Source organism: Nocardia sp. NBC_01377, assembly GCF_045040005.1.
GTDB classification, from domain to species: Bacteria; Actinomycetota; Actinomycetes; order Mycobacteriales; family Mycobacteriaceae; genus Nocardia; species Nocardia noduli.
In genome coordinates this window covers 5,532,914-5,559,063 of record NZ_CP109566.1, presented here as the reverse complement: position 1 = coordinate 5,559,063, position 26,150 = coordinate 5,532,914, and the positions used below count along the sequence as shown (strand labels likewise).

Below are 26,150 nucleotides of genomic sequence, written 5' to 3'. Positions count from 1 at the left end.
CATTGAGACCGCTCCGGAGGAGGTCGACGTATGTCCACTCTGATGCTTGTTCTCGTTGCTTGGTTGGTGCTCTCGTTTCCACTGGCGCTACTCGTCGCCAGGATGTTCCGGTCCCACGGTGGCCCTCCGGTCGGTCGCGAGCGGATCGCTCGCCCGGCCGAAGGGCCTCGCCGCCGCCGATCCCGTGCGCGAATGCCACGATCCGAACGTCCGGCGTGGGTCGGGCGGGCATCCACGGCCCATGTGAGCCAAGATGGAGCGCGTGCCACAACCGGATCCCGATCTGCTCATTGACTTCTCCGAAGTGACAATCCGACGTTCGGGTCACACCCTCGTCGGTCCGGTCACCTGGCAGGTCGAGCTCGACGAACGCTGGGTCGTCCTAGGACCCAACGGCGCGGGTAAGACCTCCCTGCTCCGCATGGCGGCCGCCGAGGTGCATCCGACCTCGGGAATAGCGCATCTGCTCGGCGAAGTGCTCGGCAAAACCGATGTGGGCGAATTGCGCCCGCGTATCGGACTGTCCTCCGCCGCGGTGGCGAGCCGCGTGCCGCGCGACGAGAAAGTCAGAGATCTCGTGGTGTCGGCGGGATACGCGGTGCTCGGCCGCTGGCGTGAGCGCTACGACGACGTCGACACCGACCGCGCCATCGACATGCTGGAAAGCCTCGGCGCCGAACATCTTTCCGATCGCACCTACGGCACGCTGTCGGAGGGCGAGCGCAAACGGGTGCTGATCGCGCGTGCCCTCATGACCGACCCGGAACTGCTTCTGCTCGACGAACCGGCCGCGGGCCTGGATCTCGGTGGCCGTGAGGAATTGGTGGAGCGGCTCGGCGATCTCGCCGCCGATGCCGACGCGCCCGCCATGGTGCTGGTCACCCATCACGTCGAGGAGATCCCGCCGGGTTTCACCCACGGCCTGCTGCTCAACGAGGGTGAGGTCGTCTCCCAGGGTTTGCTGACCGATGTTCTGACCTCCGAGAACCTCAGCGACGCCTTCCGTCAGTCGATCACCCTCGACCGGGTCGACGGGCGGTACTTCGCCCGCAGGAGTCGCCGGGCGGGTAAACACCGCTCGCGATGAGGGTCGCCGGGCAGTCGGACCGCCGCCGATTGCCCGGAATTCGCCTGTCGGCGGTATGTGGCTCGACGGCCAGCACACCCGGTGCGGGTCGCTCGGCCCCGGCAGCCGATCCCGGTGTATCGACGGGGGTTATGGTGCTGGAGTGAGTGAGACAGATACGCCGGTTGACTCTCAGGTACCACCGCTCAAGGACGCCTCGACGGTGATGGTGGTGCGCGACGGCGACGCGGGCCCCGAGATATTCCTGCAACGGCGGGTCGTGGCGATGGAATTCGCCGCCGGGATGACAGTTTTCCCGGGCGGCGGCGTCGACCCGTCGGACGGCACCGCGGAGATCGCGTGGGCCGGTCCCGCACCCGCGTGGTGGGCCGAGAAGTTCGCGATCTCCGAATCCCGCGCGAAGGCGCTGGTCTGCGCGGCCGTGCGCGAGACGTTCGAGGAATGCGGTGTGCTGCTTGCCGGTCCGACCGCCGACACCGTCGTCTCCGACAGCGCGCGGTACCGGGAGGCCCGGGGCAAACTCGAACGCCGCGAACTGTCGTTGGCGACCTTCCTCGTAGAGGAGGCTCTCGTCCTGCGCGCGGATCTGCTCAGGCCGTGGGCGAATTGGGTCACCCCGATCATCGAGCCGCGCCGCTACGACACCTACTTCTTCGTCGCGGTCCTGCCGAATGGGCAGCGCGCCGACGGTGCGACCTCCGAGGCCGACGACGTGCGCTGGCACACCCCCGCCGCCGCGCTGGATCGGTGGCGCGCGGGCGCGACCGTGCTGCTGCCGCCGACCTGGTCGCAATTGGACGCGCTGACGCGTTTCACCTCGACCGCCGAGATCTTCGCCGCGGATCCGGTGATCACGCCGATCATGCCCGTGTTCACGCAGATCGACGGCCTCGACGCCCTCGATTTCCCCGAGAACCACCGCTATCTGGCCGATCTGCCCGACCGCACCCGGTTGCGGGGTTCCTCGCGTCCCTCGTGACGGCGCATCCGAGCGGCGGTCCGGGATGACGGGTTGCGGGTAGGCGGACGGTAGCGTGCTGCCATGGCCGAATTCGTGACCCTGGATCTGCTCGAGGGCGATGCCGAGCGCGGCGTGGCGGTGCTCAGGATCGCCCGTCCGCCGATGAACCTGTTCAACGTGCAGGTGCTGCGCGAGGTCGCCGCGGCCGCCGCGGCCGTGGCGGCGGACAGCGCGATCGCCGCCGTCGTGGTCTACGGCGACGAACGCGTCTTCTCCGCCGGTGACGATCTCGCCGAACTCGCGGCGATGAGCCAGGGGCAGGCCGAGGCGATGGCCGCCGATGTGCAGGACGCCCTCGGATGCCTCGGCCGGATTCCGCAGCCCACCGTCGCCGCGATCAGCGGATACGCGCTCGGCAGCGGTCTGGAACTGGCTCTCGGCGCGGATCGTCGCATCGTCGGCGACAACGTCAAACTCGGCTTCCCGCAGATCAATTCCGGTCTCATCCCGCTCGCGGGCATTCGCAGGCTGGCACTGCTCATCGGTCCGGGCGCGGCCAAGGATCTCGTGTACACGGGCCGGTTCGTCGAACACGAGGAGGCCGCGGCGCTCGGACTCGTCGACGAGGTCGTCCCGCCCGATGACGTCTACGCCGCCGCGCTGCGCTGGGCGCGCCGTTTCGTCGGCGGTCCGGCACGCGCGCTGGCCGCCGCGAAGGCGGTGTTCGAAGCGGGTCCGCACGGTCTGGATCGGGCGCGTACGGAATGGGCCGATCTGTTCGGCACCGAGGACCGTCGCATCGGCACCGAGTCGTATCTGGCCGACGGCCCGGGGTCCGCGTCCTTCGTCGGCCGCTGAGCGAACGCGGTCGAGTAGCGCCGATGCTGAGCACCGTGACAGCACGTCGCGCGCTCTGTACTCTCGGTCGGGCGCGTACGGCGGAGTACTCGGCACGACAGTACCGACGAGTAACTGAAACGCGTTTCACCTGGGCATTCGGCTCGGATTCGGCTCGACACCGTGCGGGAACCCCTGCGTACGGTGCGTAACCGCAGGGTTCCGTCGATCCGGACCATTGCTCGGGAGTGAACGAAAGGGACCAAGTTCGGTACCGCCGGACGGGTCTGCTCCGATGCCCGTCCGCCGACCGGTCCGCTGAACCACGAAGGCATCAGAGAGGATAGGCTACGCATCCATGACGGTCCACCCCGACGACCCCGCGCCGAACCCGCACGCCACCGAGGCCGAGGTCGAAGCAGCGCGCAAGGATACGAAACTCGCTCAGGTTCTCTACCACGATTGGGAGGCGGAGACCTATGACGACAAATGGTCCATCTCCTATGACGAGCGTTGTATCGAATACGCGCGCGGACGTTTCGACGCCGCTGTCGGCCCCGCTCCGCTGCCGTACGAGAGGGCACTCGAACTCGGCTGTGGCACCGGCTTCTTCCTGCTGAACCTGATGCAGGGCGGCATCTCCAAGTCCGGGTCGGTCACCGATCTGTCGCCGGGCATGGTCAAGGTGGCGCTGCGCAACGCCGAACATCTCGGCCTCGATGTCGACGGCCGGGTGGCCGACGCCGAGACCATCCCCTACGACGACGACACCTTCGACCTGGTCGTCGGCCACGCCGTGCTGCACCACATCCCCGATGTGGAACTGGCGATGAAGGAATGCCTGCGCGTGCTCAAGCCGGGCGGGCGGTTCGTCTTCGCGGGCGAGCCGACGACCGTCGGCAATTTCTACGCCCGCTGGCTCGGCCGCATCACCTGGAAGATCACCACGACCGTCACCAAACTGCCCGCACTCGCCGGATGGCGTCGGCCGCAGGAGGAACTCGACGAGTCCTCGCGCGCCGCGGCGCTGGAAGCCGTCGTCGACCTGCACACCTTCGATCCGAGTCATCTCGAGACGATGGCGCGTTCGGCCGGTGCGATCGAGGTCAAGGCCACCACCGAGGAATTCGCCGCCGCGCTGTGGGGCTGGCCGGTGCGTACCTTCGAGGCCGCCGTGCCCGCCGAGAAACTCAGCATGGGCTACCGACTGGCGATGTACCGCGCCTGGTTGGGACTGAGCTGGCTGGATGAGAAGATCATGAGCCGCGTGGTGCCCAGGCAGCTGTTCTACAACGCCATGATCACCGGCGTGAAGCCGGGCGCTTCGGGCAAGTAGTGGGCTACGGCTTCAGCCGGGAGGACGTCGACTTCCTCGGCGGCGCGGCGGGTCGCGCCGCGCTCGCCGAGGTGGACGGGCTGGAGCTGACGCCCGCGACGCACCTGCGCGATCTCGAACAGGTGCGTCGCCGATACGCCGCGTCCGCCGCTGCCCTCGTCGGCACCGTGCGGCTGCGTCGCCGGGCAGCGCGCAAACTGCTCGACGCGCGGCAATGGCTGTTCACCGACGACGCGATGCAGCAGGCGACCCCGACCCTGGTGGCCAGGCAGCGCGCGCACCGGCTGGCCGGTCGCGCGGTCCACGACGTCACCTGCTCCATCGGGGCCGAACTCGTCGAACTCGCCCGCACCTGCCCGACCGTCATCGGCAGCGACCTGGACGACGTCCGCTTGGCGATGGCCGCGAACAATCTCGCCGCGACGCCGACCACGGCCGGTCGCGCGGTCCTGCTCCTACGGGCCGACGCGCTGCGCCCGGTCACCGTCGGCACCGTCGTCGTCGCCGACCCCGCCCGCAGGACCGAGGGCAGGCGCACCAACGACCCCGCCGCCCTGCAACCGCCGCTGCCCGATCTGCTGTCCGCGTACGCGGGTCGGGATCTGGCGGTGAAGTGCGCGCCGGGATTGGATTTCGACCGTCTGGACTGGGCGGGAGAGATCGAGGTCGTCTCCCTCGACGGCGCCGTGCGCGAGGCCTGCCTGTGGTCGCCCGGACTGACCGACACCGGCGTCACCCGGCGCGCGAGTGTGCTGTCCTCCTCGGGCGCGGTATTCGAGCTGACCGACGCCGACGCCGACGAGATCCCGGAGCGGCCGCCGGGGGAGTGGATCATCGACCCGGACGGGGCCGTCGTCCGTGCCGGACTGGTTCGCCACTACGCCGCGAGATACGGTCTGTGGCAATTGGATCCGCGTATCGCCTATCTCACCGGCGACAGCGTCCCCGACGGAATGCGCGGCTTCCGCATCGTCGATCGTATGGAGTTGCGCGAGAAGACCTTGCGCAAGGAACTCGTGCGACGCGACTGCGGCGCGCTGGAGATCCTGGTGCGCGGCGTCGACGTCGATCCGGACGCGTTGCGTCAGCGTCTCAAACTCCGTGGGGCCCAGCCGTATACCTTGGTGATCACGCGAATAGGGCGCGCCGCCTGTGTCTTCCTGTGCACCGCGCATCGCGCCGACGGGCACTGAATCGCGACACCTCGAAGTGACGATCCCGCCGTCAGGTGTCGAGCTTCTTGACGATCTTCTGCACGGTGAGAAATGTGCGGGTGGTGATGTCCTTGCCGTAGGTCCGGTCGAGCCACGCCATGAAATCGGTGGTTTTCGGGGTGCTGTTGTCGATGACGGTCAGGAAGGCGCGGGCGGATTCGTCGTAGCCGATGACGCGGGTGAGTTCGTCGACCGACGCGGGCGATGTGACCTCGGGCCGCTGATCCTTGAAGAACGTCACCGTGAGATACGACCCGCGCTCGTGTTTCAGCCCGGTGAAAGGATCACGGTCGACCAGTTCTCGCAGATCCTCGAAGCCGCGCACGATGGTGCCGCCGGGGATGCCGAGTTCCCGGTTCAGCGCCTCCTGGATGCGGTCCTCGAGGGCGGGTTCGTCGGTCTCGTCGCAGTGGAAGACGACATTGCCGCTGGACAGCAGTGTCGCCACCTTGTCGAATCCGAGCCCTTCGAACACCCCGCGCAGTTTGTCGTTGCGCATGTTCGGGTTACTCGGCATGATCCCGCGCAGCAGGGCCGCGTACCTGTTCATATCGCCGACCGTAGCCGATGCCGCCGACAAGCCGACGTGATCGGCCACGGCCGTGTCCGCTCCGCGCGCCCCGCTCAGGCCTGCTGGGCGACGCCGTTCTTCTTGCGCTCGATATCCTCCAGCGCGGCAACGTATTTCGCGCGCTCCTCGGCCCCGGCCTCCCAGGCCGCCTTGCGGTTCTTGACCACCTTGGCCGGTGCGCCCACCGCGATGCCGAAATCGGGGATCTCGCCCTTGACCACCGCGTGCGCGCCGAGCACGCACCCGCGCCCGACACGGGTATCGCGCAGCACGGTCACCTTGGCGGCGATCCAGGTGTCGGGGCCGATGCGCACCGGACCCTTCACGATGCCCTGGTCCTTGATGGGGGTGCCGATATCGTCCATCCGATGGTCGAAATCGCAGATGTAGCACCAGTCGGCGACCAGGGTCGATTCCCCGATCTCGATATCGAGGTAGGTGTTGACCACATTGTCCTTGCCGAAGACCACCTTGTCGCCGATGCGCAGGGACCCTTCGTGGCAGCGGATGGCATTGCCGTCCCCGATGTGGACCCACCGCCCGATTTCCATCCGGCTCAGTTCCGGCGTCGAGTGGACCTCGACGTTCTTACCGAGGAACACCATCCCGCGCAGCACGATATGCGGATTGGCCGCCTTGAACTTGAACAGCCGGTAATAGCGGACCAGATACCACGGCGTGTAGGCGCGATTCGCGAGCACCCACCGCAGCGATGCCGTCGTCAGAAATCGCGCCTGCTGCGGATCCCGGCGACGCGACCCCCGCCACCGCGAGCGCAACGGCGCGCCCCACATGCTCGTCACGATCCGTCTCCCGTCGTATCTCCCCGGCAGGCGTCCGGGTGTGTCTGTGGCTTCACAGAGTACTTTCGCCCCCGGCAGTACGAGGTCGCGGGCATGCTGAACAAATGTTCGGCACCCCCGGCCCCCTCCGCCACGCCCCAGAACTCCCGCCCGCCGGTACCACCAGTTCACGTCCCCCACAACACCTACCCCCACGGAGCGAGTCTTACGAGCGCCCGTTCGCGGCCGTCTCGCGTCCGAGCGGTCGAGACAATGCGACGAAGTCGCGAGTCTCGACCGCTCGGACGCGAGACAAGAAGGGCCGCGAACCCGCGGCCCCCGGGCCGCCACTACTAGAGCCCGCCAATAGACTAACTTCGGCCAACGACCCGAGGGGAGAACAGCAGGTGCGAATCGGCAGCGTACGGGCTGGATCCGGTAAGCCGCGTCTTCCCATGCGCGCGTTCGTCCTATCCGCACTCGGCGCGCTCGTGGTCACCGGCTGCGGCACCGATGTCGATGACATCACGGTCGGCGCGGGTGTCGGCTGGCCCGCCGCGTATCACGACGGCCGCAACGGCGGCGCGACCTCGGTGACTGGCGCCAAGAGGATGGCGCTGAGCTGGTCACGTCCGTCGGGTGGGCCGATCACGCGTCCCGTGACGATCGGCTCGGAGGGGCAGTTGTTCCTCACCACCCGCACCGCCAACGGTTGCGCGATGCTGTCGTTCCAGATGCCGACGGGGCGTAAACGTTTCTGTAGTCAGTTGGGCCCGAGCGCGGTTTCCTCGCCTTCGGTGGTCGACGGGGTCAGCAATGTCTATGTCGGTGACGACGGCGGGGTGAATTCGTTCAACAATCTGGGGCAGCCGCGCTGGCGCACTCCCGTTGCCGGGGTTCCGGTTTCGGTGCAGTTCACCGGTGACGGGAATCTGTTGACGGTGACGCAGTCCGGTCAGGTCGATGTGTTGAGCAGGCAGACCGGTCATCGTGAGGTGACGACCGTCCAATTGCTGGGCGAGCCGGATTTCCTCGCCCATCCGGATCTGGCCCGTCCGGTTTCCGGCCAGGGGCTCGATGATTGTCCGAGCGGTGGTCCGCAGTGTTCGGTGGCGAATATATCCGCCGTCGACGCCGATTCCGGCCGTTTCTTCCTGACGTTGTGGCAGCCCGGTGAACCCGTGGCCGCGCTGGTGGCGTTGCGCTACCGCGACGGCAAGGTGGTCGAGGAGTGGCGGGCGAATGTGCTGTCCGGCGGAAGCGGGACGAGTCCCGCGGTTTCCCCGGACGGCGCCACCATCTACGTCGGTGACAATTCGGGTCGGCTGATCGCGGTGGACGCCGCCGACGGTCGCACCAGGTGGGTGCGTTCGCTCGGTTTCGCTCCGCGCGGCGGCATCTCGGTCTCCTCGGACGGCCTAGTGATCCCCGCCGGGGACGAAGGCTATCTGCTCGCGCTGCGCGACAGGGGTGAGGCATCCGAGATGGCTTGGGAGCGTAAGGATCTCGTGCTGCGCGGGACCCCGGTCCAGACCGCGGGCCATACCGGCTACACCGTCGCGGCGATCGGCGCCGGACTGAATCTGATCACCTTCGATACGCGGACCGGCGACACGATCGACTCCGACGTATTGCCCGAGGCCGAGGGCACGACGACGGGGACGTCGATCTCGGCGGACGGCGAGGTCGTCCTCGCCACTCGCCTCGGTGAGGTCTTCGCGTTCGTGCCCGAGAAGTAGCGGGCACGAACGGTCAGCTCGGCTGGTTCGGATCGCGTTCCGGCAGTGGACGTTCCACGATATTCGGGCGTCCGAGGGGATTGCGCACCCGGCGTTTGGCCGATGAGTAGACCAGCGCGGTCTCTTTGGCGACCACATCCCAGGCGAAATCGGCGGTGAGCCGCTCCCGTGCCGCGTAGGCCCGGTCCTGGGTGGCGGCGGGGTCGTCGAGGGTGGCCCGGACCGCCTCGACGAGGCCGTCCACATCGGCGGGTTCGAAGGAAGCGCCGGTCACCCCGTCGATGACCGCCTCGCCGAGGCCGCCCGCGGTGGAGGTGATGAGCGGGGTTCCCGCCGCGGCGGCTTCGAGTGCGACGATGCCGAAGGGTTCGTACCGGCTGGGCAGCACGATCGCGTCCGCGCCGTGCAGCCAGCCGAGCAGTCCCTCATGGTCGAGTTGTCCGGCGAAGGTGACCGCGCGCGCGACCCGATGCACCCTGGCGCGTTCGCGCAACCATTCGAACTGGGTGCCGATACCCGCGATGGTCAGCGTCGTTCCGGGGTGGGCGCGGCGGATGCGTGGCAGAGCGGCGATCGCGTCCTGTACGCCCTTCTCGTATTCCAGCCGTCCGACGTAGAGCAGCCGCGGTGGTCCCGATCGCGGCGCGCGCGGCCGGAATGTCCACGCGCCCACGTCGATTCCGTTGCGGATCACCGTCATCGGGATGCGCTCGGGGCCGTAGAGGCGTTCCACCTCGTCGCGCATGGACGTCGAACAGGTGATGAGCGCGTCGGATTCGTTGGCGAGCCACCATTCGACCGAATGGACCTGTTTGTTGACCTTGCCGGCGACCCAGCCGCTGTGCCGCCCGGCCTCGGTGGCGTGGATCGTGGAAACCAGTGGCACGTCGTAGTATTCGGCCAGCGCGATGGATGGGTGGGCGACGAGCCAGTCGTGCGCGTGCACCACGTCCGGGATCCAGCCGTCGCCGATACCCGGTTTGCCCAGCGCGATCCCGGCGCGCACCATGGCGTGGCCCATGGCCAGCGTCCAGGCCAGCATGTCCTCGCCGAAATCGAAGCACGGCGGATCCTCGGCGACGGCGACCACGAGCACGCCCTCGGCGATGAAGGAGTGGGTGGGATGGGTGGAGGAATCCGTTCCCGATGGACGTCGCGCCAGCACGACCACCTCGTGGCCCGCGAAGGCCAGTTCGGTGGCGAGGTGGTGCACATGCCTGCCGAGCCCACCGACGACGACCGGTGGGTACTCCCACGACACCATCAGAATCTTCATATGTGTTTTTCTCCAACCGGTACTGAGGCGGATGCTCGTTCCGCATCCGAGACCGGCGCGGCGGCGCCCGACTCGGCGGTGCTGTCGTCCGAACCGACAGCGGTAGCCTGCTCCGGCGCGGTGGCCCGGTGCCCAACCCCCAGTCGTCGCGCGTCCAGTGCGGGGAAGAGTCCGTCTGCCGCCCCCCATCCTGCCGCCAACTGCCCCGCTTTGGCGACCTGGCCCGCGCCGACGGCCGCGGCGATCTCCCGAACGGCGTGCGCGTGCTGGTGCGCGCGTTCCCTCGCGTATCCGGCGGCGGAGTCCTTGCTGACCATGAAGGCCCAGTCGCTGGAGACGGTCAGAATGGCCTCGCGCAGCAATTGGTCGGCGACAGGGTCGCGCGGCGACGGCGCGTCACCTTGCGATTCGCGCATCTTGTCGACCGTGTCCAGGGTAAGCCTGACGATCTCGTCGTTGAGTTCGACCAGGTCACGGACCTGATCCCCGGCCCAGACGCGCCAGTCCTTGCCCGAACCCCACGAGGAGTCCGCCAGCGGCACCGGATCACCGACGAAGCCGCGATCCCGCGCGTCGGCCAGCGTGCCGACGGTGACGCCCGCCTCCGGCAGCGCGCGCAGTACCTGGGCCAGCCATTGCGGCCCCTCGTGCCACCAGTGGCCGAAGAGTTCGGTGTCGAACGCGGCCACGACCAGCGCGGGACGGCCGATGCGCGCGGATTCCGAGCGCAGTCGCTCCACCACGGTCCGCACGAAATCGTCGACATCGCGCCCGGCGGCGGCGGCGGCGAGTTCGGGATCGTAGGGCGCCTTGTCCGGACCCTCCACCGACTTGCCGGTGACCCGCGACGGCTTGAGCCCGGTGGCGTGATCGTAGTGATGAAAATCACGGTAGGCGGACTGTCCCGGATAGCCCGATTTGGGTGACCAGACCCGGTAACTCACGTGCAGATCGCGTCCGAACGCGATCACATCGGACTCGCGGACCGGGCGTCCGAGTGAGCTGTCGCCGCGCAGCGCGGGGCCGTCGACCATGAAATGTGTCACACCGGCGTCGGCGTAACCGACCTCCATGCCCGGGGTGTAGCCGCATTCGGGAGCCCAGATGCCGCGCGGTGTGTGACCCCAGCGCTGATGCGCGTCAGCCAGGCCTTCTGCCAGCTGGAATGCCCGAAGCCGCGGGTCGAGCAGCGGTTGGAACGGATGTGCCAGCGGGCCGCCGAGCAGTTCGATGGTTTCCGCGTCGATCAGCTGTCGCCACACCGGTGCGGCGCCGTGACGCCAGTTGGTCTCGAAATCCGCGAGAGCCTGTGCCGCCAGCCGGTGTTCGTGACGTCCGAGCGCGACATTGCCCGCCATCGCCGCCTCGTCGGCGCGCAGCTGCCAGTTGCCCAGCCAGTGATGCATACCCGCCAGGCAGTGCGGATCGTCGAGCTGCGCCGCGAGAACCGGCGTGATACCCAACGTCAGCAGATGGGAACGTCCTTCTGCCGCAAGGGTTCTCAGGACGTCGACGAGGGGCAGATAGGACGCGGCCCACGATTGGTAGAGCCATTCCTCGCCCACCGGCCAGCGGCCGTGATGGGCCAGCCACGGGAGGTGGGAGTGCAGGACGAGGGTGAACTGGCCGGGTACCTCGCTCAAGGCTTCACCGCGATGGCGACCAAGTCCAGGCTCGCGTCGATATCCTCGGCGAGCAGGGCGAAATCATCGATGGTGACCGCGGCGACGTCGGCGGTGAGATCGGCGGGCCACGGCTGTCCGGCCAGCGCGCGCTCGATCTGGGCGTCGATGAAGGACCCGCCGTGTTTGGCGTCGAGCGCGCGCAGATTCGGACCGTGGTGCACACCGATCATTCGTGACACCTCGAATCCGGCCTCCACCAGCAGTTCCGCGAGTTCGGCCGCGTCGAGTTCGCGGGTGTGGAACGGGTTGAGCGGGGTGTCGCGACCCGGGGAGAAGGTGATCCGGTTCGGCGTGCTGATGAGCAGTTCGCCGCCCGAGCGCAGCACCCGCAGGCATTCCCGCAGGAACTGCCCCTGATCCCACAGATGTTCGATCACTTGGAAATTCACCACGACATCGACCGAATCGTCGTCGAGGGGGAGATCGGCGAGATTGCCCTGGATCATCTCCACACGCGGATAACGTTCGCGCACATGGGCGACCGCGCCCGCGTCGTAGTCGAGTCCGGTCACCTTCGCCGCGACGCCCGCGATCATGTCGGCACCGTAGCCCTCGCCGGATCCGGCTTCCAGTACGGTCTTTCCCGCGCAACGATCGAGCAGTCGGGCATAGGCGACCTCGTGCCTGCGGAACCAGTAGTTCTCTTCGGCGATGCCGGGGACGGTGCGCTCGCCGGTCAGCGGAAGCGTCTCGCCGTCTCGGTGGTCGGTGTCGGCGACCGTTCCGGGGGCAGTCATGACCGTCGGGTCGATCGGTGCGGCAGGGATCACAGCCTCGCTCATCGGTCCGACGTTACTGGTAGGGCCCGCGCACGATATAGCCCGGACCGCTGTTGTGGGGGCTGCGCCCGTAAGTTACCCACGGGTAACTTAACGTAGGGTAGTGTCACGCCCGAGCTACTCACACGGACGTACGGCCAATGCTCGTGCGACCACCGGATACACGTCCCCAGAACAGGAGGTCGACGAAGACCGATGCCGAACATCGTCGTACTCATCAAGCAGGTTCCTGACACCTGGTCCGAGCGCAAGCTGACCGATGGTGACTACACCCTCGATCGCGAGGCCGCCGACGCCGTCCTCGACGAGATCAACGAACGCGCCGTCGAAGAGGCGCTGCTGATCAAGGAGGCCCAGGGCGGCGAGGTCACCGTGCTGGCCGCCGGTCCGGACCGCGCCACCGAGGCCATCCGCAAGGCGCTGTCCATGGGCGCCGACAAGGCCATCCACATCAACGACCCCGCGATCCACGGGTCCGACGCCGTGCAGACCGCGTGGGTGCTCGCCTCCGCTCTCGGCCAGGTCGAGGGTGTCGAACTGGTCATCGCCGGTAACGAGGCCACCGACGGTCGCGCGGGCGCGGTTCCGGCGATCATCGCCGAATACCTCGGCCTGCCGCAGCTGACCCACCTGCGCAAGCTCGTCGTCGACGGCGAGAAGATCACCGGTGAGCGCGAGACCGACGATGGCGTCTTCAAGCTCGAGGCGACCCTTCCCGCGATCGTCTCGGTCACCGAGAAGATCAACGAGCCGCGCTTCCCCTCCTTCAAGGGCATCATGGCCGCGAAGAAGAAGGAAGTGCAGACCCTGACGCTGGCCGACCTGGGCGTCGATCCGTCGACCGTCGGTGTCGCCAACGCGGGCACCACCGTCACCGCCTCGACCCCGAAGCCGCCGCGCACCGCGGGCGAGAAGATCGCGGACGAAGGCGACGGCGGCACCAAGATCGCCCAGTACCTCGTCGGCCAGAAGATCATCTGATCGTCGCCACGTCGTTGCGGGACAACCGCACCCGGACGAGCCGTCACGTGAACGTCGCGCTCTCCGGGACTGAGACTGCTTAGGAGAGAACACAATGGCAGAAGTACTTGTGCTCGTCGAGCACGCCGACGGTGCGATCAAGAAGGTCAGCACCGAACTCCTCACCGCGGGCCGCGCCCTCGGTGAGCCCGCCGCCGTGGTACTCGGTGCCGCGGGAACCGGCGAGAAGCTGGCCGACGCGCTGGCCGCCGCCGGTGCGGAGAAGATCTACATCGCCGAATCCGACGATGTCGAGAACTACCTGGTGACCCCGAAGGTCGACGTGCTGGCCGGTCTGGTCGAGTCCATCTCGCCCGCCGCCGTCATCGTCGCCGCCACCGCCGAAGGCAAGGAGGTGTCGGGCCGCCTCGCCGCCCGCATCGGCTCCGGCCTGCTGGTCGACGTCATCGACGTCAAGGCCGACGGCACCGCCGTGCATTCCATCTTCGGTGGCGCCTTCACCGTCGAGGCCAAGGCCACCGGCGACGTGCCGGTGATCTCGGTGCGTCCCGGCGCGGTCGAGGCGTCGGCGCAGGCGGGCGCGGGCGAGAAGGTCACCGTCGAGGTTCCGGCGCAGGAAGACGGCGTCGTCAAGGTGACCTCGCGCGAGACCGTCACCGGTGGCGATCGTCCCGAGCTCACCGAGGCGGGCATCGTCGTCTCCGGTGGCCGCGGTGTCGGTTCCGCCGACAAGTTCTCGGTCGTCGAAGCGCTGGCCGATTCGCTGGGTGCCGCCGTCGGCGCGTCCCGCGCCGCGGTCGACTCGGGTTACTACCCGGGCCAGTTCCAGGTGGGTCAGACCGGTAAGACGGTCTCCCCGCAGCTCTACGTCGCCCTCGGCATCTCCGGCGCCATCCAGCACCGCGCGGGCATGCAGACCTCGAAGACCATCGTCGCGGTCAACAAGGACGAAGAGGCCCCGATCTTCGAGATCGCGGACTACGGCATCGTCGGCGACCTGTTCAACGTCGCCCCGCAGCTGACCGAAGCGGTCAAGGCGCACAAGGGCTGAGCCCTTCCGCCCCACCGATTCACAGAACGGCCCCGGACACCCGTCCGGGGCCGTTCCGCGTTTCGACACCGCCACCGCAGTGGTGATCGAAACGAAAAGCCAGGACGGGCAAGCGGATTGGGCTAGAGTGGTCCAGCGCTTGTGCCGGGGACTCGAGCAGGGGGATGCGTGACCGATATCGACATGGCGAGCCGTGGGCGGGAGTCGGCGGAATCCGGGATTCCATGCGATGCACTGCCTATCACCGCGAGGCAAGAACAGTTCAGTCTCGGATTCATCCGCCTCGTCGCGGCCGCGGCAGGTTGTTCCATCAAGAGTCACGAGACCGACTATGACGGTGTCGATATCACGATCGTCGCCTCCGCCGAGTATTCGAAGTACTACTGCCCGGAATTCGATATGCAGCTGAAGTGCACGACACAGCACAGGCGTCTGGGCGCCGACCATCTGGCCTGGTCGATGGAGCGCGACCGATTCGTCAAGCTGGTGAATCCGAAGAGATATATCCCAGCCCTACTCGCCGTCCTGTTGATCCCCGAGAACCCCGACGAACTGGTCGACCTGTCGGAGGCGGGATTGACCAGTTCGAGCCGGATGTACTGGGAGTACGCCGCAAATCTCGGAGGAATGGATGATGATAAGGGCAGCAAGACGGTCCATCTGCCGCGAAAGAATCTGTTCGACGTAGACGGGTTGAACGCCATCATGCGGACCATAGGCGAAGGAGGGCAATGGTGAACAGCGCACCGCTCGACACGCTCCGTGAGATCGCGTCCACGTTGTCGCCGCCTGCCGTTTCGCAGTATCTAGCGACCCACGAGTGGGAGTTGGAGACCCGCGACCACGATGTCAAGGAAATCTGGAAGCTTCCCGGTGCGGACGGTGTTCGCGGCCGGATCATGCTGCCCTTGGCCACCGACTTCATCGACTTTCCGCGACGTTTCAGTGAGACGCTCCAGGCGCTCGCCACGATCTACGATTGGGATCCGGCTGTGTTGGCCGAACGAATCGCGGCTGCACGGGCAGATCTGTTCTTCGTCCGTCTCGATCAGGAAATGGTCGATGCGACCATCCCGTTCCGCCAGGCGGAGAAGTCGCTGGAGGCCTTGTTCACGATGATGAAGGCTGCCGCTACGACCGCCGATGATCCGACTCACTCCCATCGCGGTAGCAGGTCGGCGATCGTGACGAACTTCCTCGAAGAGGACATCCGATTCGGACACACCAAACGCGGGAGTTTCGTGTTCACGGTGGTCACACGGCTCGGTGATCCGTCGCCGGAAAACGAGGTGAACGCCAGCGCGCCGTTCCCTCGCAGAGTGATGACGACGCTCGCCACCGGATTGAGGTCGACTCGGCAACTGGCGCTCACCTGGGACGAGGCCGCCCTCGACTGTGCCGGACAGCTCGGGCTCAGTGCGGCGCTGGTGGAATCGGTGCAGGATTTGACCCAGCCGGAAGCGCTGCGCGCGCTGGATCTGTCGTTCGACTGGGCAGCCGCCGCGCCCCCGCCCGAGGTGGGTATCTCGCGAATCGTCGTGGACCGCAATGCGATGGCGGGTCTGCCGCGTGTGCGCGAAAGACTGGTGCGCCGCGAGGAGCCTTCGAGGCATCAAATTCTTCTGGGAACGGTACGCACTCTCAATCGCGACGACCTCGGGGACGGAGACTCGGAAACTACCAGCATCGTGCTGTCGACTCATGTCGACGGACGCCTCCGGAAAGTACATGTGCCACTGGCGGGCGAGGAATACGAATGGGCTATCCGCGCACACCGGAGTCGACAGCCGATCGTCGTCTCCGGCGATCTGATCTTCGAACGCGGAGCCTGGCGGTTGACCGGCGCCATAGCCGTGGACCCGAGTTTCATCGATCGGGAGACCGATACGAGCCGAGGGTGAACCCGACTCGATGAAAATCGGCCCCGTGCGAGAACACGGGGCCGATGTGATCAGCGGCTGCGGTGGAGGTTGTCGAGCAGGGTGGTGAGGATGGGGGAGGGGCGGGCGTCGGTGCGGACGATGGCGGAGACCGGGATGCGTAGGCGGTGTTCGGCGAGGGGGAGGACGACGAGGCCCTCGGTGGGGCTGTCGGCGTAGAGGAGGGTCCAGGAGTCGGGGCGGTTGATGAGTTCCATCGTCGCGGTGTGGTCGGGCGGGATGGGTGGGCCGAAGGTCGGGCCGGTGGGCAGGTCGGCGAAGGCCGTCCGGATGACCGTGTGCAACAACACCTGTTCCTGTTCGGGGGGCAGTAGTAAGGGGTAGGGGCTCAGTTCGGCGAGGGTGACGCTCTCACTTGTGGCGAGTGGATGGCCGCGTGTGGTCGCGATCACCAGGTCCTCGACCCAGAGCTTCTCCACGGTGAGTCCGGGCTGTTCGACGCTGCCGCGGATCAGTGCCAGATCGCAGTCACCGTCGGCGACCGCCGTGATGCGTTGGCGGAACGGCTTGATGACGAATTCGATTTCGGCGTCGGGGTGGGCGGCGCGGGCCGCGGCGATGGCCGAGAGCGAACGGGTCGCGAAGGACATGTTGGCGGCCAGGCGGATTCGATGCCCGGTGGTGCGCACGGTGGCGCGGATCGCGGATTCCAGGCTCAGCATCTGTTTAGCCAAGGGTAGTAGCCGCATGGTCGCGTCGGTGGGGACGACGGCCCTGGTGGAGCGCTCGAACAGCGGCACGCCCAGGTCGCGCTCGAGTCGGGCGATCTGGTGACTGATCGCCGACTGTGAGATGAAGCAGCGGGTTGCGGCCTTGCTGAAGCTCAGTTCCTCGCAGACCGCGATGAAGTATGCCAGCTGGCGAAGCTCCACGACAACTCCTCATTCATGAATGATCCAGATAAGAGTCATCTCCATTATGCGCCTGAACACTTGAAATATCTGCGTTCCGAATAACGGTTGGTAATGAGAGAAGGAGGCTGTCATGGAACACGCAGATGTGGTCGTCGTCGGATCGGGGTTCGGAGGATTGGCCGCGGCCAAGCAACTGGCGAAGTCGGGAATCGAGTATGTGCTGATCTCGAGCACGCCGGAACACCTTTTCCAGCCGTTGCTCTACCAGGTCGCGACAGGTGTGCTGGCATCGGAGGAGATCGCGCCCCCGATCCGGTCGATCCTGCGGCGTCACCCCGAGGCCGATGTACGGCTCGGCAAAGTGGTCGCCATCGATCCCGATGCCACGGTGCTGACCTACGAACACGACGGCGTGCGCACCGAGATCGGCTACGGTGCGCTGATCGCGGCCACCGGCGCGTCGCAATCGTATTTCGGCCGCGACGATTTCGCGGAGAAGACCTTCGCGCTCAAGACCATCGACGACGCGAGGATCCTGCGCGCGCAGATCCAGCGCGTCTTCGCCGAGGCCGCGGTCGCCGACGAGGAGAGCAGGAACAGGCTGCTCAGCTTCGTCGTGGTCGGCGCGGGCGCCACCGGCGTCGAGGTCGCGGGCCAGTTGAAGGAACTGTCGAAGCGGTACTTCCACCAGGAGGTTTCGGTCAGCCTGGTCGAAGGCGCGGCCGAGGTGCTCCCGCCTTTCGGTGGTGGACTGTCGGAATACGCGAAGAGGTCGCTGGAGAAGGGTGGCGTCGAGGTGCTCGTCGACACCTTCGTCACCGATATCGAACCGGGCAAGGTGACGGTCAAGGACAAGTCGGGCGTCGAGCGCCGGATCGCGGCCGAGACCGTGGTCTGGTCGGCCGGTGTGAAGGCGGGCGGCTTCGCCGAACTCCTGGCCGAGGCCACCGGATGCGAGACCGACCGGGCCGGAAGGCTGCTGATCAACCCGGATCTGACCGTCGGCGGATACGCGGACATCTACGCCATCGGCGATATGACCTCGCTCAACGGCTACCCCGGCCAGTCGCCGGTGGCGATGCAGGAGGGCAGGCACGCCGCCGACATCGTCCGTCGCAAGAAGCGCCCAGGCACCCCGTTCCTCTACTGGGACAAGGGCAGCATGGCGGTGATCAGCCGGTTCAGCGCGGTGACCAAACTCAACGACCGGATCACCTTCCGCGGCGTGACCGCCTGGTTCATCTGGCTCGCCGTGCACCTGTTCTATCTGGTCGGGTTCCGCAACCGCTTCGCGGCGGTGGCCTCGTGGCTGGTGGCGTTCATCGGCAGCGGCAGGCCGGGGTTCGCCGAAGTGGAACGCGAGCCGGTCGGCGAGGTGCCGCAGCCGCAACGATCGGCGGCCTGAGTGACGGTTCGGATATCGCGCTGCTCCGGCGATCGGGGCAGCGCGGTCGCGTGGCCGCAGGGCTGTCGCTAACGCGGACCGACGATTCGGTGAACGCCGGGTGTGACGGTCGTCTCGTTAACCGAACCTGCATCGCGGCGACACTTCGAGGTCGCTCCATCGCTGTCTCGGACTGGCTTCATCACGGATATGACTATTTCGTCCGTGTTGACAGCCCCGAGTCGGCAGACGGACTCGGGGGTGGAACGGTCTCGGTACTCGCTGGTCGTCTCGTCCGACGCCGAACATCGTGAGGCCGCGCAACGCCTGCGCTTCGGCGTCTTCGCCAACGAGCCCGGCTTCCACATCCCCGACCACGGAACCGGTCTGGACGCCGACAGATTCGATGAGCACTGCGACCACCTGCTGGTCCGTGACGATGCCACCGAACAGTTCGTCGGCTGTTACCGCATGTTGCCGCCGGACCGGGTCGCCGCCGCGGGCGGCTATTACACGGCCACCGAATTCGATCTGAGCCGATTGGATCCGGCCGGGCACCGGATCGTCGAGATGGGTCGCGCTTGCGTGGTGCCCGATCACCGCAACGGTTCGGTGCTGACCCTGATGTGGGCGGGAATCCTGCACTACATCCAGCTCACCGGCTACGAATGGGTGATGGGCTGCGTCTCGGTGCCGATGAGGGACACCGAGGCCGACGAGCCGGGAGTGAACGTGCGCGGCGTGCGGGACATGCTGCTCGCCCGGCACGGCTCCGATCCGGAACGTCGTGTGCGCCCGTACAACCCGGTCGTCGTCGACGGCCGCGCACTCGACGAGCTGACCCCGCCGTCGCGCCCCAAACTGCCGCCGCTGATGCGCGGGTACATGCGCCTGGGCGCGGAGATCTGCGGTGAACCGGCCCACGACCCCGACTTCGCGGTCGCCGATTTCGTCGCGCTGCTCGGACTCAGCACCATCAACACCCGCTACCTGAACCGATTACAGGACGCGGCAGCGACATTCGACGGTGGACGGTGAGATAGATGGTTTCGGACGCCCCCCTCGCGACAGCCACGCATTCGTGGATGCCGTCGAGTCCCTGCGGACCGGGCTGCCTCGAGTCGATCGACACGGTCGGCGGCGCACGGGTCGCCGCCCGACTGCTCGGGGTGGCGGGGCTGTTGGTCAGCTTCCCGCTGCTGAATATCGCGACGCCGCAGCGCAGACGCGAGCAGTTGCAACGGCGCTACGCCCACGCGCTGCTGGGCTGCCTCGGGATGCGATTGCGGGTCGTCGACAATCGTGTCGCCGCGCGCAACGTGACCGAGGAATCCGTGCGCACCGACCTGGTCGCCCGAATCGGCACCGCGCTGCGGCGTGACGATCGCGGTATCGAGATCCGCCCGGCCAGAACCGGTTACGCGCCGCCCGCCACCGGAGTTCTCGTCGTCACCGGCCATATCGGCTGGACCGACGTGGTCGCGTTGGCCGCGGTGCAGCCGCTGGGATTCGTGGCGCGCGCCGATATGGTCGAATGGCCGCTGCTCGGGAACCTGGCGAAACTGATGCGGGTCGTCCCGATCGAGCGCGAACGACTACGGTCACTGCCCGATGTGGTGGCCGCCCTGTCCGCGCGCCTCGCGGCGGGCGACCGGATGGCGGTCTTCCCGGAGGGCACGACCTGGTGCGGCCGCGCCTACGGCGGTATGCGCCCCGCCCTGTTCCAGTCCGCCGTCGACACCGGCACCTACGTCCAGCCGGTGCGGTTGCGCTACCTCGACACCCACGGCGCGCAATGCGCGGTGCCCGCGTTCGTCGGCGAGGACACCTTCGTCGGCTCGGCCGCCCGGGTGCTGCGCTCACGCGGCATGGTCGCCGAAATCGTGCTCGAACCGCTGGAACATCCCGGCCTGGACCGCCGCGACCTCGCGCGCCGGTGTGAGATCGCGGTGCGCGGCGACGAACGATCGCGCCACGGTGTCGCGGGCACGGAATGGATCGAGGCCACGACGACGCGGGTGCAGGATCCGGCGCCGATCACCGACGCCACCGAGTCGCGGAACACGACGGCCGGGATTCGTCCGCGCGCGGGTGTGCGACGTCGAGCGGTCGCGCTGTTCCGCGGTCGCGGCAGGGATGCCTCGGCGCGGCGGTCCGTCGGATCGGGGCAGTGATCCTCGAGCCGAGTGCGTGAACGGGCGATAACCCCTCGGAGCAGGACTTTCGATATGCCGCCCGAGCGGTGGCACATCACTGTTACCTGCGGCGAGATCCGTTCACGCTGAGCGCAAACCTGGTGCGATGACCGGAATTTCTGCATCCTGCACGGATGCTCGAAGTGAGGGACACGGCAACCAACGAGCGGCGAACTCCGCTGTATCGTCGCCCGGGGTTGCTGCGCGCTCTCGCCCCGATCGCCCTGTTGGCGCTCTGGCAGATCGTCAGTAGCAACGGGTGGGTCTCGGCCAAGAAACTGCCCGCGCCGTCGGTGGTGCTCGACGCCGGACTGGAGATCTACCGTTCCGGCCAACTCGGTGACGCGCTGCTGATCTCGGGGCAGCGCGCGCTGTTCGGCTTCCTGCTCGGTGCGGGGCTCGCGCTGGTCCTGGCCACCGTCGCCGCGCTCGGCAAGGTCGGCGAATACACGCTCGACCCGCCGTTGCAGATGATCCGCACCATCCCGCTGTTCGGCCTGATCCCGCTGTTCATCATCTGGTTCGGCATCGGCGAGGAACCCAAGATCTATCTGATCGCGCTCGGCGTGTTCTTCCCGCTCTACCTGAATACCTACTCCGGAATCCGCCAACTCGACCCCAAACTGCTGGAACTGGGCCGCACCCTGCAACTGACCCTGGTCGAGCGACTCGGCCTGCTCATCGTGCCCGGCGCGCTGCCCCAGATTCTCGTCGGCGTGCGCCAGAGCCTCGGCATCGCCTGGTTGTCGCTCGTCGTCGCCGAACAGATCAATGCCAGCGCCGGTCTCGGATTCGTGGTCAACAACGCCCGCGAATTCCTGCGCACCGACATCGTCATCTTCGGCCTGCTGATCTACAGCCTGCTCGGCCTGGCCACCGACGCGATCGTGCGAGCCCTCGAACTCCGCGCCCTGCGCTGGCGTACCTCCGTCGATCGAAGGAACACCCGATGACGATCACCACGAAGGTCGCCGCCGAGCCGGTCGCCGCCGAGCCCGCCGCAAAGGCAGCCCGAATCACCGGACTGGGCAAGAGTTTCGGGCCGAATGTCGTCCTCGACGGCATCGACCTCGACATCGCCGCGGGCGAGATCGTCGCGCTGGTCGGGCGCAGTGGTTCCGGCAAGTCGACGCTGCTGCGCGTCATCGGCGGACTCGAGACCGCCGATCGAGGCTCGGTCACCGTCGATGCCCAGCCCACCTTCGCCTTCCAGGAAGCCCGGCTGATCCCGTGGTTGCCGGTGGTGCGCAATGTTGCCCTCGGGCGTCCGCGCCCGCGCAATCGGCGCAGGGACCAGGAATTCGCCAGGACGGTGCTCGAGCAGGTCGGCCTGCGCGAGCGCGCCGACGCTTGGCCGCTGACCCTCTCCGGCGGCGAGGCGCAGCGGGTGGCTCTCGCCAGGGCCCTGGTCGCCAACCCTCGGCTCCTGCTGCTGGACGAACCCTTCGGCGCGCTCGACGCCCTCACCCGTCTGTCGATGCACGAACTACTGCTCGGCCTGCACGCCGAGCACGGATTCGGTGTGCTGCTCGTGACGCACGACGTGACCGAGGCGGTCACCCTCGCCGATCGGGTGCTCGTCCTCGACGACGGCCGGATCGCCGACGAGGTCGCGATCGACCCGCCGCGCCCGCGGTCGCATTCGGCCCCCGAGGGGGCCGGGTACATCACCCGCCTGCTCGCGCTGCTCGGCGTCCGTGCCTGATTTCTCTGTGCCTTATACCGCAGAGCCCGACTTCTTCATGTCCCACAACGCAGGAAAGCAGTTCTCGTGAAACGACTCTCGATATCCCGACTCGCAGGCGCCGCGATGCTCGCCGTGGCCGTGTTCGCCACCGCGGCGTGCGGCGGCGACACCGAGCCCGCCGCCGACGGTCCGGTGGACCTCGGTTCGGTCACGCTGAAAGTCGGTGATCAGAAGGCGATTTCGATCGAGGTCCTGCTGCGGGCATCGGGTCAGCTGGAGAATCTGCCCTACAAGATCGAGTTCTCCACCTTCACCGCGGGCCCGCCGTTGATCGAGGCGGCCGGTGCGGGCGGCATCGATCTGGCGCAGGTCGGCAACACCCCGGTGATCTTCGGCGCGGCGGCGAATGCCGATATCAAGATCGTCGGCGCGCTCGCCGCCACCGGCAAGGGCGACGCGATCCTGGTCGGCAAGGATTCCCCCGTCCGCGCGGTCGCGGATCTGAAAGGCAAGAAGGTTGCGGTCACCAAGGGAAGTTCGGCCAACGCGAACCTGCTGCTGCAATTGCAGAAGGCCGGACTCGGTCTGAGCGACGTCGAACCCGTCTACCTCGCCCCCGCAGACGGGTATGCCGCCCTGACCAGGGGTGATGTCCAGGCCTGGGCGGTATGGGATCCCTACACCGCGATCGCGGAGAACGAGGTCGGCGCCAGGACCATCGCCACCGCCGACCAGGCCGCCAACGGCTACAACTTCTGGGTCGCGTCGAACAAAGCCGTCGGCGACGCCGGAAAGTCGGCCGCTATCAGCGATTTCTTCACCCGCTACGCCGCCGCCACCAAGTGGTCCTCGGACAATCTCGACCTGTGGTCGACCAAATACGCCGAACTCACCTCGATCCCGGTCGACGCCTCCCGCATCACCTGGACCCGGTCGATCAAGGAGCCGATCGCCCTCGACGACAAGGTGGTCGCCTCCGAACAGCAGATCGCCGACGCGTTCACCAAGGCGGGCGCGATCCCGGGCAAGATCAGCTTCGCCGATTTCGTCGACAACCGATTCGAACAGCGGAAGTAGTCGGGTTCATTCGCCCCTGACGACGACCCGACGAAGCCCGTTCACATCGACGGCCCCGCATCCCACGATGCGGGGCCGTCGGTGTGGGTACCGCGACAGAACCCCCGCATCGGCTACGGTCTACGACGCACCAACCTGCGCGATTCCTCATGTCGAGAGGCGAAGTCCGTTGTCGGTGAACCTGTTCTGGCGTTCGATGTCCGTCGTGGCGGTGGCCCTGCTGATGGCGGTGCCCGTGTACAGCCGGGCGGAGCCGGTGGACGACGCGCACCCGATCGGGTTGGACCGGTTCTATCACCAGCGGCTCGAGTGGAAGCCCTGCGGCGTCGAGAATGTCGACAAGGCCGGGGGCGGGTGCGCGGATGTGCTGGTGCCGCTCGACTACGGCAATCCCGCCGATCGCACGATGACCGTGGCGATTTCGCGGGTGCCGACTGGAGATCCGGAGCGGCGACGGGGAATTCTGCTGTCCAATCCCGGCGGACCCGGTTCGGTGGGGCTGGACAGTCTGGACCTGCTCGGTGATGTGCTCTCGCCGGAGGTCATGGCGAGTTACGACCTGATCGGCATGGATCCGCGCGGGGTCGGCGAATCCGGTCGGAGTCCGCGGTGCGGGTGGCCGGTAGGGGAGATGATCCGGTCGGCGGGGCTGGATCCGCTGGGATTCGTGCACGACACGGTGCAGTCAGCGGGGATGGCGGCGAGCTGCCTGATCCGCGATCCGAACAAGCTGAGGCAGTTCACCACCCGCAATACCGCGCGTGACATGGATATCGTGCGAGCCGCCCTGGGGGAGGAGACGGTCAACTTCTACGGCGTGTCCTACGGCACCTACCTCGGTGCCGTGTTCACGCAGATGTTCCCCGAGCGCACCGACCGCGTCGTGCTCGACAGCGCGATCGATCCGAACCGGTACTGGGAGGGCTTGGTCCAGGACTGGGGTCCGGCGGACGAGATCGCCCTGGACGACTGGGCCGACTGGGTTTCCGGCCGGGATGACGAGTTCCGGCTCGGTGCGACCCCGCAGCAGGTGCGCGCGAATATCGAGGAGCTCGTTCGTCTCGCGGCGCGCCAACCGATCGTCATCGACGGATTCGCCATCGACGATCACTGGCTTCCGTACATCCTGCACGGATTGCTGATGAACTTCCGGCTCAATGAAGCGATGGCAGCCACCGTGCGGGAGATCGCCGATGCCGCGGGCGGTCCGCCCACCACCTCGCGAACACCCCGTCTCGGTGCCATCGTGGCGGCGCTGCGCGACGAGGAGAATTCGGTACTCGCGGAAATAGCCTGCGGCGATGCCGGGGTGCCGATCGATCCGACCTGGTACTGGCGCAATATCGAAGAGACCCGCGTCACGCAGCCGGTGTTCGGCGCGCTGGCGAACAACATCCAGCCGTGCGCCTTCTGGCTTCGTCCGGTCGAGCCGCCGACCGTCGTCCGGAACGCGGTGCCCGCGCTCATCGTGCAGGCGACGGGAGATCCCCGAACCCCCTATGCCCACGGCGTCCGATTGCACCAGGACATGTCCGGGTCGCGGATGGTGACATTGCAGGATGTCCGCATCCACATGACATTCCGGCCCGAACTGAGCAGCTGCGTGAGTGACGCGATCAACACGTACTTCAGCGTGGGAACCAGGCCGGATACCGATATCACCTGCTACGCGGATCATTCCACGCCTTAGCCGACACCGCTGACGCGGTCCGATCGGCCGCGCGCGTCCTGTGGCTCCGGCACGTATCCGTGGTGTCGGGTGTCAGCGCGCCGCCGAACATCCCGGCTGTTCAGGATCGAGGGCTGATGCCGATGGACCCGGCGCGCGCTGTCGACTGGACGACGGCGTCGCCGGTTCGGGTGAGCGGGAGGTCTCCCGTCCGGGCAGCTGCCGTGACGACGCCACCGGGCTGGCCGCCGCGCATAAGGCTGCTGGGCAGTCCACCGTAGGTGTTCTCGAGCACGCCGGCGTCATCGGTGGTGCGACCGAGACTCCCTCGAGGAGATCTCGTGTTACCACGTCCGCTGGGGTGAGCGACGCGAACGCGTCAGATCCGCGGGGCCTACTCGAGCGCCCAGAGCCACCGACCTGGACTCCCGCGAGGACGCCGGGCAGACGACAACGCCCGCCGCGGCGAGTACCACGATCGCCGCGCATCTACCGCGTCCGCGACGGCCACCTCATCCGCCTGGTTCGCGAAGGACTTAGCCTCGCCGACCACCTCGTCACCGAAGAACCACCCCACGCCTGACGATCACCCGAGGTGCTGTCGGCGGTGCCTGCTCACCGTCGCGCACCACGTGCACGGTGCTGTGGTGGGTGTTGTCCGCGAGCGCTTCCAGGGTCATCAACTCGTCACCGGGGTCGTCCTAGACGAGCAGGATGATGATCGGGCGCACGGGGGCCGTCACGGTGACCATCCCGGTGCGAGTTGTGCGAGCCCGCCGGTCACGGGCTTACCGTGACACGAATTCTGTCGCTGTGCGTACCGCATCGACCGGTCTCCCTTTCCGTAGATCCAGCCGGAAGCACCCGAGCACTCCCGAAGATAAACGCGCATACTAGCCGAAAAAAATCTGTAGTGGCAATGGTAGACATTGTGCCGGGAGGGGGTTAAAGTCGCTGTCGTTGCAGAGGACAAGGGCCGAATAGCCGGACAGGTGAACTGCCCGGAAGACGCAATAGTTCGACCGTCCCCTCCGGCGGAGAAGAG

23 protein-coding genes and 1 pseudogene are annotated in these 26,150 nt (G+C 67.2%); 17 read left to right on the top strand and 7 right to left on the bottom strand.

Annotation, left to right across the window (positions count from 1 at the left end; translation table 11 throughout):
• Nucleotides 1-253: 253 nt before the first annotated feature.
• From OG225_RS25535 to OG225_RS25515, 5 genes are all read left to right on the top strand, one after another.
• Nucleotides 254-1,087, top strand: a complete 834-nt coding sequence (locus OG225_RS25535) for an ABC transporter ATP-binding protein (RefSeq protein WP_216912034.1) — start codon at nucleotides 254-256, stop codon at nucleotides 1,085-1,087.
• Nucleotides 1,088-1,229: 142 nt separating this feature from the next.
• Entirely contained in the window at nucleotides 1,230-2,066 is an 837-nt protein-coding gene (locus tag OG225_RS25530) for an NUDIX hydrolase (RefSeq protein WP_405177593.1), read from the top strand.
• A 63-nt stretch (nucleotides 2,067-2,129) separates the two neighbouring features.
• On the top strand, nucleotides 2,130-2,906 hold the full coding sequence (locus OG225_RS25525) for an enoyl-CoA hydratase-related protein (protein WP_405177592.1): 777 nt from the start codon (nucleotides 2,130-2,132) through the stop codon (nucleotides 2,904-2,906).
• A gap of 337 nt (nucleotides 2,907-3,243) precedes the next feature.
• On the top strand, nucleotides 3,244-4,221 hold the full coding sequence (locus OG225_RS25520; protein WP_216912040.1) for a class I SAM-dependent methyltransferase: 978 nt from the start codon (nucleotides 3,244-3,246) through the stop codon (nucleotides 4,219-4,221).
• A complete protein-coding gene (locus OG225_RS25515) occupies nucleotides 4,221-5,414 on the top strand; it encodes a THUMP-like domain-containing protein (RefSeq protein ID WP_405177591.1) in 1,194 nt (397 codons plus the stop codon). The genes OG225_RS25520 and OG225_RS25515 overlap by 1 nt, the downstream gene beginning before the upstream one ends.
• A gap of 31 nt (nucleotides 5,415-5,445) precedes the next feature.
• On the opposite strand, the gene OG225_RS25510 is transcribed toward OG225_RS25515, so the two are convergent.
• Nucleotides 5,446-5,985, bottom strand: a complete 540-nt coding sequence (locus OG225_RS25510; RefSeq protein WP_405177590.1) for a DUF1697 domain-containing protein — start codon at nucleotides 5,983-5,985, stop codon at nucleotides 5,446-5,448.
• A 74-nt stretch (nucleotides 5,986-6,059) separates the two neighbouring features.
• Nucleotides 6,060-6,809, bottom strand: a complete 750-nt coding sequence (locus OG225_RS25505) for an acyltransferase (RefSeq protein WP_405177589.1) — start codon at nucleotides 6,807-6,809, stop codon at nucleotides 6,060-6,062.
• Between the two features lie 434 nt (nucleotides 6,810-7,243).
• Here OG225_RS25505 and OG225_RS25500 point away from each other — a divergent pair, with 434 nt between their 5' ends.
• Nucleotides 7,244-8,527 (top strand): PQQ-binding-like beta-propeller repeat protein, encoded by a 1,284-nt coding sequence (locus OG225_RS25500; RefSeq protein ID WP_405177588.1) that lies wholly within the window; start codon nucleotides 7,244-7,246, stop codon nucleotides 8,525-8,527.
• Between the two features lie 13 nt (nucleotides 8,528-8,540).
• Here OG225_RS25500 and OG225_RS25495 read toward each other — a convergent pair whose 3' ends face one another.
• From OG225_RS25495 to OG225_RS25485, 3 genes are read right to left on the bottom strand one after another with little or no spacing between them, the layout of a single operon-like run.
• The gene (locus OG225_RS25495) at nucleotides 8,541-9,803 is read right to left on the bottom strand and encodes a glycosyltransferase family 4 protein (RefSeq protein ID WP_405177587.1); all 1,263 of its coding nucleotides are present in this window, start codon (nucleotides 9,801-9,803) and stop codon (nucleotides 8,541-8,543) included.
• Nucleotides 9,800-11,446, bottom strand: coding sequence for a 1,4-alpha-glucan branching protein domain-containing protein (locus OG225_RS25490; protein ID WP_405177586.1), 1,647 nt, complete (start codon nucleotides 11,444-11,446; stop codon nucleotides 9,800-9,802). The genes OG225_RS25495 and OG225_RS25490 overlap by 4 nt, the downstream gene beginning before the upstream one ends.
• Nucleotides 11,443-12,270, bottom strand: a complete 828-nt coding sequence (locus tag OG225_RS25485) for a class I SAM-dependent methyltransferase (protein ID WP_405177585.1) — start codon at nucleotides 12,268-12,270, stop codon at nucleotides 11,443-11,445. The genes OG225_RS25490 and OG225_RS25485 overlap by 4 nt, the downstream gene beginning before the upstream one ends.
• A gap of 192 nt (nucleotides 12,271-12,462) precedes the next feature.
• Between OG225_RS25485 and OG225_RS25480 the strand changes: the two genes are divergently transcribed.
• From OG225_RS25480 to OG225_RS25465, 4 genes are all read left to right on the top strand, one after another.
• A complete protein-coding gene (locus tag OG225_RS25480; protein WP_405177584.1) occupies nucleotides 12,463-13,248 on the top strand; it encodes an electron transfer flavoprotein subunit beta/FixA family protein in 786 nt (261 codons plus the stop codon).
• A 94-nt stretch (nucleotides 13,249-13,342) separates the two neighbouring features.
• Nucleotides 13,343-14,299 carry an electron transfer flavoprotein subunit alpha/FixB family protein gene (locus OG225_RS25475; RefSeq protein ID WP_109528131.1) on the top strand — a complete coding sequence of 319 codons (957 nt, stop codon included), beginning with the start codon at nucleotides 13,343-13,345 and terminating at the stop codon, nucleotides 14,297-14,299.
• 168 nt (nucleotides 14,300-14,467) lie between these two features.
• Nucleotides 14,468-15,037 (top strand): DUF4365 domain-containing protein, encoded by a 570-nt coding sequence (locus OG225_RS25470; RefSeq protein WP_216918048.1) that lies wholly within the window; start codon nucleotides 14,468-14,470, stop codon nucleotides 15,035-15,037.
• Nucleotides 15,031-16,200, top strand: coding sequence for a hypothetical protein (locus tag OG225_RS25465; protein WP_405177583.1), 1,170 nt, complete (start codon nucleotides 15,031-15,033; stop codon nucleotides 16,198-16,200). Before OG225_RS25470 ends, OG225_RS25465 begins: the two co-directional genes overlap by 7 nt.
• A gap of 50 nt (nucleotides 16,201-16,250) precedes the next feature.
• On the opposite strand, the gene OG225_RS25460 is transcribed toward OG225_RS25465, so the two are convergent.
• A complete protein-coding gene (locus tag OG225_RS25460) occupies nucleotides 16,251-17,111 on the bottom strand; it encodes a LysR family transcriptional regulator (protein ID WP_405177582.1) in 861 nt (286 codons plus the stop codon).
• Nucleotides 17,112-17,223: 112 nt separating this feature from the next.
• On the opposite strand from OG225_RS25460, the gene OG225_RS25455 reads away from it, so the two are divergent.
• From OG225_RS25455 to OG225_RS25425, 7 genes are all read left to right on the top strand, one after another.
• Nucleotides 17,224-18,498 (top strand): NAD(P)/FAD-dependent oxidoreductase, encoded by a 1,275-nt coding sequence (locus OG225_RS25455; RefSeq protein ID WP_405177581.1) that lies wholly within the window; start codon nucleotides 17,224-17,226, stop codon nucleotides 18,496-18,498.
• Nucleotides 18,499-18,687: 189 nt separating this feature from the next.
• Entirely contained in the window at nucleotides 18,688-19,515 is an 828-nt protein-coding gene (locus tag OG225_RS25450; protein WP_405177580.1) for a GNAT family N-acetyltransferase, read from the top strand.
• 5 nt (nucleotides 19,516-19,520) lie between these two features.
• A complete protein-coding gene (locus tag OG225_RS25445) occupies nucleotides 19,521-20,651 on the top strand; it encodes a lysophospholipid acyltransferase family protein (protein ID WP_405177579.1) in 1,131 nt (376 codons plus the stop codon).
• A 155-nt stretch (nucleotides 20,652-20,806) separates the two neighbouring features.
• Entirely contained in the window at nucleotides 20,807-21,625 is an 819-nt protein-coding gene (locus OG225_RS25440; protein ID WP_405177578.1) for an ABC transporter permease, read from the top strand.
• A complete protein-coding gene (locus OG225_RS25435) occupies nucleotides 21,622-22,377 on the top strand; it encodes an ABC transporter ATP-binding protein (RefSeq protein ID WP_405177577.1) in 756 nt (251 codons plus the stop codon). Before OG225_RS25440 ends, OG225_RS25435 begins: the two co-directional genes overlap by 4 nt.
• Before the next feature lie 105 nt (nucleotides 22,378-22,482).
• Nucleotides 22,483-23,436, top strand: a complete 954-nt coding sequence (locus OG225_RS25430; RefSeq protein WP_405183367.1) for an ABC transporter substrate-binding protein — start codon at nucleotides 22,483-22,485, stop codon at nucleotides 23,434-23,436.
• Nucleotides 23,437-23,611: 175 nt separating this feature from the next.
• A complete protein-coding gene (locus tag OG225_RS25425) occupies nucleotides 23,612-25,126 on the top strand; it encodes an alpha/beta fold hydrolase (RefSeq protein WP_405183366.1) in 1,515 nt (504 codons plus the stop codon).
• Nucleotides 25,127-25,713: 587 nt separating this feature from the next.
• On the opposite strand, the pseudogene OG225_RS25420 reads toward OG225_RS25425, so the two are convergent.
• Nucleotides 25,714-25,857, bottom strand: a pseudogene (locus OG225_RS25420) (response regulator); the annotation flags it as partial.
• Nucleotides 25,858-26,150: the final 293 nt, after the last annotated feature.

What these genes read in the sequence shown, in the direction of transcription:
- OG225_RS25535 (WP_216912034.1), top strand. Translation starts at nt 254, where the DNA reads ATGGAGCGCGTGCCACAACCGGATCCCGATCTGCTCATTGACTTCTCC.
- OG225_RS25525 (WP_405177592.1), top strand. Translation starts at nt 2,130, where the DNA reads ATGGCCGAATTCGTGACCCTGGATCTGCTCGAGGGCGATGCCGAGCGC.
- OG225_RS25520 (WP_216912040.1), top strand. Translation starts at nt 3,244, where the DNA reads ATGACGGTCCACCCCGACGACCCCGCGCCGAACCCGCACGCCACCGAG.
- OG225_RS25510 (WP_405177590.1), bottom strand. Translation starts at nt 5,985, where the DNA reads ATGAACAGGTACGCGGCCCTGCTGCGCGGGATCATGCCGAGTAACCCG.
- OG225_RS25500 (WP_405177588.1), top strand. Translation starts at nt 7,244, where the DNA reads ATGCGCGCGTTCGTCCTATCCGCACTCGGCGCGCTCGTGGTCACCGGC.
- OG225_RS25495 (WP_405177587.1), bottom strand. Translation starts at nt 9,803, where the DNA reads ATGAAGATTCTGATGGTGTCGTGGGAGTACCCACCGGTCGTCGTCGGT.
- OG225_RS25485 (WP_405177585.1), bottom strand. Translation starts at nt 12,270, where the DNA reads ATGAGCGAGGCTGTGATCCCTGCCGCACCGATCGACCCGACGGTCATG.
- OG225_RS25480 (WP_405177584.1), top strand. Translation starts at nt 12,463, where the DNA reads ATGCCGAACATCGTCGTACTCATCAAGCAGGTTCCTGACACCTGGTCC.
- OG225_RS25475 (WP_109528131.1), top strand. Translation starts at nt 13,343, where the DNA reads ATGGCAGAAGTACTTGTGCTCGTCGAGCACGCCGACGGTGCGATCAAG.
- OG225_RS25465 (WP_405177583.1), top strand. Translation starts at nt 15,031, where the DNA reads ATGGTGAACAGCGCACCGCTCGACACGCTCCGTGAGATCGCGTCCACG.
- OG225_RS25455 (WP_405177581.1), top strand. Translation starts at nt 17,224, where the DNA reads ATGGAACACGCAGATGTGGTCGTCGTCGGATCGGGGTTCGGAGGATTG.
- OG225_RS25450 (WP_405177580.1), top strand. Translation starts at nt 18,688, where the DNA reads ATGACTATTTCGTCCGTGTTGACAGCCCCGAGTCGGCAGACGGACTCG.
- OG225_RS25445 (WP_405177579.1), top strand. Translation starts at nt 19,521, where the DNA reads ATGGTTTCGGACGCCCCCCTCGCGACAGCCACGCATTCGTGGATGCCG.
- OG225_RS25440 (WP_405177578.1), top strand. Translation starts at nt 20,807, where the DNA reads ATGCTCGAAGTGAGGGACACGGCAACCAACGAGCGGCGAACTCCGCTG.
- OG225_RS25435 (WP_405177577.1), top strand. Translation starts at nt 21,622, where the DNA reads ATGACGATCACCACGAAGGTCGCCGCCGAGCCGGTCGCCGCCGAGCCC.
- OG225_RS25430 (WP_405183367.1), top strand. Translation starts at nt 22,483, where the DNA reads ATGCTCGCCGTGGCCGTGTTCGCCACCGCGGCGTGCGGCGGCGACACC.